General features: G+C 64.7%; 7 protein-coding genes. 4 read left to right on the top strand and 3 right to left on the bottom strand.

Annotated features, from left to right (window positions below):
• The first annotated feature begins 2 nt into the window (after positions 1-2).
• Genes ACRECS_RS24975 through ACRECS_RS24990 form a run of 4 tightly spaced genes read left to right on the top strand, consistent with a single transcriptional unit; the run spans position 3 to position 3,134 of the window.
• A complete protein-coding gene (locus ACRECS_RS24975) occupies positions 3-1,064 on the top strand; it encodes an isocitrate/isopropylmalate dehydrogenase family protein (protein ID WP_431585679.1) in 1,062 nt (353 codons plus the stop codon).
• Positions 1,061-2,443 (top strand): NAD-dependent succinate-semialdehyde dehydrogenase, encoded by a 1,383-nt coding sequence (locus ACRECS_RS24980; RefSeq protein WP_431585680.1) that lies wholly within the window; start codon positions 1,061-1,063, stop codon positions 2,441-2,443. Before ACRECS_RS24975 ends, ACRECS_RS24980 begins: the two co-directional genes overlap by 4 nt.
• Positions 2,440-2,841 (top strand): cupin domain-containing protein, encoded by a 402-nt coding sequence (locus ACRECS_RS24985; protein WP_431585681.1) that lies wholly within the window; start codon positions 2,440-2,442, stop codon positions 2,839-2,841. Before ACRECS_RS24980 ends, ACRECS_RS24985 begins: the two co-directional genes overlap by 4 nt.
• Positions 2,838-3,134 carry a putative quinol monooxygenase gene (locus ACRECS_RS24990; RefSeq protein WP_431585682.1) on the top strand — a complete coding sequence of 99 codons (297 nt, stop codon included), beginning with the start codon at positions 2,838-2,840 and terminating at the stop codon, positions 3,132-3,134. The genes ACRECS_RS24985 and ACRECS_RS24990 overlap by 4 nt, the downstream gene beginning before the upstream one ends.
• Positions 3,135-3,644: 510 nt before the next feature.
• Here ACRECS_RS24990 and astD read toward each other — a convergent pair.
• The 3 genes from astD to ACRECS_RS25005 form a co-directional block, all read right to left on the bottom strand.
• Positions 3,645-5,063, bottom strand: a complete 1,419-nt coding sequence (gene astD / locus ACRECS_RS24995; RefSeq protein ID WP_431585683.1) for a succinylglutamate-semialdehyde dehydrogenase — start codon at positions 5,061-5,063, stop codon at positions 3,645-3,647.
• 1 nt (position 5,064) lies between these two features.
• Complete coding sequence (locus ACRECS_RS25000) at positions 5,065-6,252, bottom strand: aspartate aminotransferase family protein (RefSeq protein ID WP_431585684.1); 1,188 nt, start codon at positions 6,250-6,252, stop codon at positions 5,065-5,067.
• A gap of 157 nt (positions 6,253-6,409) precedes the next feature.
• Positions 6,410-7,740, bottom strand: a 1,331-nt coding sequence (locus tag ACRECS_RS25005; protein ID WP_431585685.1) for a TonB-dependent receptor, incomplete at its 5' end; no start/stop codon positions are given.

Consider the following 7,740-nt stretch of genomic DNA (forward strand, 5'->3'; position numbering starts at 1 on the left):
TGATGCAGCTGCTCGTTCTGCCCGGCGACGGGATCGGCCCGGAAATCACCGCGGCGACGCTGGCGGTGCTGCACGCCGCCGCCGATGCGTCGGGCGTGGTGCTTGAGGTCGAGCAGCGCGACATCGGGCTGAAGAGCCTGGCCGAGCAGGGCACGACCCTGCCCGAGGCGGTGCTCGACGCGATCCCCGGGGCGGACGGGGTGATCCTCGGCCCGGTCTCGCATTATGACTATCCCGCCGGCATGCCCAACCCGTCAGCGGCGTTGCGCACCCGGTTCGCGCTCTATGCCAATATCCGCCCGTGCCGGTCGCGCGCGGGGCTGAGCATTTTGCGCAAGCCGATGGACCTGGTGATCGTGCGCGAGAATACCGAGGGTTTCTATGCCGACCGCAGTATGCATGCCGGGCCGGGCGAATTCATGCCCGATGCCGACAGCGCATTCGCGATCCGCAAGATCACTGCCGCGGCCTGTGCGCGCGTCACCCGCGCCGCGTGCGAGATTGCGATGGGCCGCTCAAAGCGCGTGACCGCGGTGCACAAGGCGAATGTGCTCAAGCTGACCGACGGCCTGTTCCTCCGCGAAGTGCGCAAGGTCGCGGCCGAATTCCCCGACCTGACGCTCGACGAAGTGATCGTCGATGCCGCCGCCGCACTATTGATACGCAGCCCGGAGCGGTTCGACGTGATCGTCACCACCAACATGTTCGGCGACATATTGTCCGACGAAGCCTCGGAACTGAGCGGCAGCCTTGGCCTTGGCGGGTCGATCAACCAGGGCGACGCGATCTGCGTCGCGCAGGCACAGCATGGCTCCGCGCCAGACATTCAGGGCCAGGGCATCGCCAATCCCACCTCGCTGATCCTGTCGGCGGCGATGCTGCTCGACTGGCAGGCGCGGCGCAGCGGCGATGCGGCGCTCGGCGCGTGCGGGCGGCGGGTCGAAGCCGCGGTCGAGAGCGTGCTGGCCGATCCGGCCAAGCGGACGCGCGATGTCGGCGGACCACTCGGCACCCAGGCATTTGCCGATGCGGTGATCGCCGCGATCCGGGGCCAGCAGGCATGATCGTCTCGATCAATCCGGCCACCGGCGGCGAGATTGCGCGCTACGACGTCCATACCCCGGCCGAGATCGACGCGATCCTCGACCGCGCGGCGCGAGTGCAGGGGCGCTGGCGCACCGCACCGATCGCGGAACGCACGGCGTTGCTGCGCGCGATCGCGGCACGATTGCGCGAGCGCAAGCCGGATCTGGCGCGGCTGATCGTCGCGGAAATGGGCAAGCCGATCGGCGAGGCCGAGGCCGAGGTCGAGAAATGCGCGATCAACTGCGATTTCTACGCCAACGCCGCGCCGGCGATGCTGGCCGACACAAAGGTAGCAAACGTCGCCAATACCGAGCTGATGTTCGATCCGCTTGGCGTGGTGCTGGCGATCATGCCGTGGAATTATCCGTTGTGGCAGGTGTTCCGCTTCGTCGCGCCGGCGCTGGCGGCGGGCAATGGCGTGATCCTGAAACATGCCGGCAACGTCACTGGCTGCGCGCTGGCGATTGCCGAGGTGATCGCCGAGGCGGGCTGCCCCGCCGGGCTGTTCGGAGCGGCGATCACTGAAGCCGATCAGGTCGCAGCGATCATCGGCGATCCGCGCATCGCCGCGGTCACGCTGACCGGATCGACCGAGGTCGGCACAATCGTCGCCGCACAGGCCGGCCGCGCGCTGAAGAAGCAGGTGCTTGAGCTGGGCGGGTCGGACCCGTTCATCGTGCTGGCCGATGCCGATCCCGACCATGCCGCACGCATGGCGGTGATGGCGCGCTTCACCAATGCCGGGCAAAGCTGTGTCAATGCCAAGCGCTTCATCGTCGAGGCGGCGGTGCATGACCGGTTCGTCGACTGCTTCCTCAATCATGCCGGCCGGCTGACCATGGGTGACCCGCTCGATCGTGCGACCGGGCTCGGGCCAATGGCGCGCGCCAATCTGCGCAGCGCGATCGACGATCAGGTACGGCGCAGTGTCGCCAGCGGCGCGCGGCTGCTGAGCGGCGGGGCGATACCTGACGGGCCGGGGTTCCATTATCCGGCAACGCTGCTCGACCGCGTCGCGCCGGGCATGGCCGCGTTCGATGAGGAAACGTTCGGGCCGGCCGCAGCGATCGTACGCGCGCGCGACGTTGAGGACGCGGTTGCGCTGGCCAACCGCACGGCCTTCGGGCTTGGCGCGTCGCTGTGGACCGCCGACCTCGATCGTGCCCGGACATTGGTGCGGCGGATCGATGCCGGCGCGGTGTTCGTCAACGCCGTGGTCGCGTCCGACCCGCGCGTGCCGTTCGGTGGGATCAAGCAATCGGGCTATGGCCGCGAGCTTGGCGACCATGGATTGCGGGAGTTCACCAATATGAAGACCGTGCGGATCGACCCGGCACCACAGGCGGTGGCGGCATGAGCGGCGTGATCCAGCGCCCCGCCGACCTGCCGGTAAAGGATCGCGGCGGCGGCATCCGCACCACGCCGCTGGTCACCGCACGGGTCGGGTCGCGCGCGATGCTCAATGGCATCACCACGCTTGATCCCGGTGCGGCAGTGCCGCTCCACACGCATAATTGCGAGGAAAGCGTGGTTGTGCTGTCGGGCCGGGCGCGTGCCCATATCGACGGGGTCGAGACCGACCTGATCGCGCGCGACACGACCTGGATCCCGGCCGAGGTGCCGCATTTCTTTCGCAACATCTCCGACAGCGAACCGATGTCGATCCTGTGGACCTATGCCTCGATCGACGCGACGCGTACGATTGTCGCGACCGGCGTCACCACCCGGATCGATGAGGAGCGAGGAAACGAATGATCGACGAAATCGCGCGGATCGATGTGATACCAGGCAGCGAAGCCGCGTTCGAGGCGGCCGCGGCGGAAGCGATGCCCTTGTTCAAGGCAGCCGCCGGATGCCATGCGATGCGCCTGCGTCGGTCGCATGAGGTGGCTGGCCGTTACTGGCTGATCATCGCCTGGGACTCAGTCGAAGCGCATCTGGCATTTCGCGACACACCCGAATTCGCCGAGTGGCGGCGACTGGTCGCGGGCCATTTCGCCGCGCCGCCATCGGTCGAGCATGGCATTCCGACCGCCGCCGGATTCTAGGGCCAATCAGCGATCGGGCGGCTGTCGGCAAGCGAGTCGCATCAATATCGGGCCGCGATTTGCCTGCTGTTTCGTGCTGTTATTTCAGGGGAAATTTTCCCCTGCTGTTAAGTTGGATTTGGACCGAAAAATTTCGGCTTGTTTCCAATAGTTTGTGCCGAATTATGCTGTTATCCGCAACAGCGCGATAACAGCATGATAACAGCAAGGAACAGCATGCTGTTCAGCGCCAAAACAGCAGCGTCGGAACGTTCGATGTTTTCCAGTCATGTCAAAGAGCGGGGCGGCACGCCGGCTGGCGTTTCGTCCGACCGTCACCGTGGCGCATCCCGCAGCTTTGTTGAATCGCCGCCAGTCGCAATGCCGGTGCCGGAACGAACTGGATTGACCGAATTCCGACCATGATAGGCGGCCACCCTCTTCATCTTTCTTGCTTCCCCGGCGAAGGCCGGGGAAGCAATAGAAGAGGCATATCGGAAAGACCGGACTCTTCAATAACGCTCCGACGCCTCAGCCGCGCACGCCCTTCAGGTCGCTGCGCTGATCGACCACCGTGTCGGCCTCGAAGCTGGCGACCGGATAGGCGCAGTAATCGGCGGCGTAATAGGCGCTGGGGCGATGATTGCCCGAGGCACCCAGGCCGCCGAACGGCATCGACCCGGCAGCGCCGGTGGTCGGCCGGTTGCGATTGACCACGCCGGCGCGGATGCGGCGCAGGAATGTCTCCCACAAGGCATCGTCGTCAGTGACCAGCCCGGCGGACAGACCGAAGCGCGTGGCATTGGCGGCCTCGATCGCGGCATCGAAATCGGCGACGCGGATCACTTGCAGTACCGGGCCGAACATTTCCTCATCGGGCGCATCCACGCCGGTCACATCGAAAATGGCTGGGTTGAGAAAAGCCGTGGGGCGGCCTGCCACCGCCTCGAGCCGGCGAATGGGAAGCGCACCGCGCCGTTCGAGCTCGGCGACCTGTTCCGAGACGCGGGTAGCCGCGGCGGGTGAGATCAGCGGCCCCATGAACGGCTCGGGATCGTCATTCCAGGCACCGATCACCAGCCGTTCGGTTAACGCCACGACGGCAGCGACGATCGCATCACCGGCGGCGCCCTGCGGCACGATCAGGCGGCGCGCGCAAGAGCAGCGCTGGCCCGTGGTGATGAAGGCCGACGCCACGACGATCGAGGCGATCGCATCGCTATCTCCATCCCAGGCAATGAGTGGATTGTTGCCGCCCAGTTCAAGCGCGAGGATCACCTTGGGCCGATCGGCAAAGACGCGCGCGAAATGCGCGCCGGCACCGGCCGATCCAGTGAACAGCAGCCCATCGATGTCCTGTTCAAGCAATGCCGCACCGGTATCGCGGCCGCCCTGCACCACGGCGAACACGCCCGCAGGTACACCCGCTTCGCGCATTGCCGCGCCGATCAGCTCACCGGTCAGCGGCGTTTCCTCGGATGGCTTGAACACCACCGTGTTCCCCGCGAGCAAGGCAGGAACGATATGGCCATTGGGCAGATGGCCGGGGAAATTATACGGCCCGAGCACCGCCATCACGCCGTGCGGGCGGTGGCGCAGCACGGCGCGGCCGAACGCGGCGGCCTGTTCACGGCTGCCGGTGCGCTCGGCATGGGCAGCGATCGACAAATCGACCTTGCCGATCATCAAGGCGATTTCGGCGCGCGTTTCCCACAATGCCTTGCCGGTCTCTCGCGAGATCGCGGTGGCCATCGCTTCGGCATTGGTCTTGAGCGCGTCCTGATAGCGGCGAACGATCGCGATCCGATCCTCCACGCTCGTTACCGACCAGCCTTCGAACGCATTGCGCGCCGCGGCAACGGCATCGGCGCATTGCTGCGCCGATGCGGGGGACCCCGACCAGACCACATCGCCGCTGGCCGGATCGCGTGATTCGAAGATCGTTGTCATATCAGGCCGCCATCACTCCAAGCATCGCGTTGCAGGTCTCGTCTATCCGCTCAAGCGCGATATCGGCCTCGACGTGCGACAATGTAAGAGGCGGGAGCAGCCGGATACAATTGTCGCCACAGCCCGCGACGAGCAAATTCCGGTCGCGCGCCGCGGCCATGAAATCGCGGTTGTTGACCACCAGCTTGACGCCGATCAGCAGCCCCTTGCCGCGGATATCGACGATCGTCTCGGGATAGCGCGCCTTCAGTGCGGCGAGGCCGTCGCGCAGATGCGCGCTGATCTCACGGACATGCGCAAGCATCTCCGGCGCAGCAATCGCGTCGAACGCGGCGATTCCCACGGCCATGGCCAGCGGGTTGCCGCCAAAGGTCGAGCCATGCGTGCCGGGCACCATGCCGCTCGCGGCGCGATTGGTGGCAAGACAGGCGCCGACCGGGAAACCACCGCCCAGCGCCTTGGCCACCGCCATGATGTCGGGCGCGACATCGTCATACCATTGATGCGCGAACAGCCGGCCGGTGCGACCCATGCCCGATTGCACCTCATCATGGATCAGCAGCACGCCGCTTGCGTCGCACGCCCGGCGCAGGTCGCGCAGCAAGGCTTCGGCGATGGCAATTGCCCCGCCCTCACCCTGCACCGGCTCGATAATCACCGCGGCGGTGGTCGGCGCGGCGATGGCGTCCGCGATCGCCGCCCAGTCATCAATGGCAAGCTGGAGATAGCCGGGCAGCGCGGGGCCGAAACCGTCGAGATAGGCGGGATTGCCCGACGCGTTGATCGCACCATAGGTGCGGCCATGAAATGACCCCTTGAAGCCGATGATCATATCGCGTTCGGGATTGCCGCGCGTCGCATGATAGCGCCGCGCCACTTTCAGCGCGCATTCGATCGCCTCCGATCCCGAATTGGCGAAGAAAGCGACATCGGCAAAGGTCGCGGCGGTAAGCCGATCGGCCAGCGCCTCCTGACCCGGGATCTCGAACATGTTTGAGATGTGCCACAGCCGATCGGCCTGGTCCTTCAGCGCCGCGACCAGGATCGGGTTGCAATGGCCGAGCCCATTGGTGGCGATGCCGGCGACACAGTCGAGCCAGGCATTGTCGCGGTCGTCGTAGAGCCAGCTGCCTTCGCCGCGCACGAAGACGGGTGCGGCGCGATTAAAGACGTTGAGCAGCTTTGACATCGACGCTTCCTTTCCGGGTTCATGACGAAAATGTATGAAGTCGGGAAAGCGGGATCGGCCGACATCAGCGCCAGATCAAACGAGTTAGTTGCAATTCTTTATGCGAAAACCGCATCAAGGAATGGCGCGGGATCCACCGGACCCCGCGCCATAAAGGTCAGAAGCCGGTCGCGATGGTGAATTTGATCGCGGTCGGGATGCCCTGGGCGACGAAATCGGCACCGGCTGAACCGAAGTAACGCTTGTTGCCGACATTCTCCCAGTTGATCCGGAACGAGGTTTCAGCGCCCGAAATCTCGGTCGTGTAGCCGGCCCCGAGGTTGAAGATCGTATAGCCGGGCACGATCGCCAGATTGGCGGCGTTGAGCGCACGGCTGCCGACATGGAACACCGCGCCGTTGACCGCAAAGCCGGGGAGGATCGGAGTCAGCTTGTACTCGGCCGATACCGACACCGTATTTTTGGGGGCATTGTCGACACGGTTACCGACGATCGTGGTGGTTTGCTGGCGACTTCCGGTGATCGGGTCGAACACCGGCACACCGGTATTGTTGACGGTCAATGTCGTCGGGGCGCCCTCGGTATATTTGGCGTCCAGGAACAGGGCGCTGGCATAGACCGACAGGTCCCGTGTGACCTGGCCGCTGACGCTCAGCTCGACGCCCTTATACACTTGCTTGCCGTCGAGGATGTACAGGTTCGCCCCGTTCACATAGGCCGCGTCGCGCTTGATGTTGAAATAGGCGGCCTGCAGCAAAAGGCCGTGCTTCGGCTCGACCTTGACGCCCGCCTCATATTGGCGACTGTTGGTCGGGGGCAGCGGCGACCCGGCGTTCGATGCCGTGATTGGCGCCGACGGCGTAGTCTCCAGTCCTTCGATATAAGTGCCGTAAACGCTGATCCACTTGGTCGGCTTGCCCACCACGCCATAGGAGAAGGAGGTCGGCGACGCCTTGAACGAGGTCACATCGTTGAAGCGCACCGATTCGCGATATTCGGATTTGCGCACGCCGGCGAGCACGTCGAGATAGTCGCCGAACGAGATGCGGTCGAAGATATAATAGCCGACATCGTCAATGCGCGTCTTGCGGTAATCCCTGATCAGCACGCCATTTACCGTCTGATCATAATTCGGCAGCGCGAACGGTACTTCACCGAACTGGCGCGGATTGATCAGATTCTGCGTGAACGAGGCGTTGATCGTGTTCGGATTGTCGCGATCGCGGACATTCTGCGAAATGCCGATCAGGATATTGTTCTTGATGAAGCCGATCGGCACCACGCCCGCCAGTTCGGCGCGGATGTTGCGATTGAGGAATTTGTCCTTTGGCGCGTTGCCCACCGTCAGCGTGTAATTGCCATTGCCCAGCGGCTTGCCGAAATCGAGGGTGCTGAAGCGCCGGTTGCGGGTGAAATCGGAGAAGCCGGCGCTGGCGCTCAATTCCCAGCGCGGCGAGAATTTCCAGCGCGCGCCGAGCAGCGCATTGG

The sequence above is a fragment of the Sphingomonas sp. genome (genome assembly GCF_050725575.1).
In the GTDB taxonomy this organism is placed as follows: domain Bacteria; phylum Pseudomonadota; class Alphaproteobacteria; order Sphingomonadales; family Sphingomonadaceae; genus Sphingomonas.

Coding starts and splice junctions, on each gene's coding strand:
- ACRECS_RS24980 (WP_431585680.1), top strand. CDS start 1,061: ATGATCGTCTCGATCAATCCGGCCACCGGCGGCGAGATTGCGCGCTAC.
- ACRECS_RS24985 (WP_431585681.1), top strand. CDS start 2,440: ATGAGCGGCGTGATCCAGCGCCCCGCCGACCTGCCGGTAAAGGATCGC.
- astD (WP_431585683.1), bottom strand. CDS start 5,063: ATGACAACGATCTTCGAATCACGCGATCCGGCCAGCGGCGATGTGGTC.
- ACRECS_RS25000 (WP_431585684.1), bottom strand. CDS start 6,252: ATGTCAAAGCTGCTCAACGTCTTTAATCGCGCCGCACCCGTCTTCGTG.
- ACRECS_RS24990 (WP_431585682.1), top strand. CDS start 2,838: ATGATCGACGAAATCGCGCGGATCGATGTGATACCAGGCAGCGAAGCC.
- ACRECS_RS24975 (WP_431585679.1), top strand. CDS start 3: ATGCAGCTGCTCGTTCTGCCCGGCGACGGGATCGGCCCGGAAATCACC.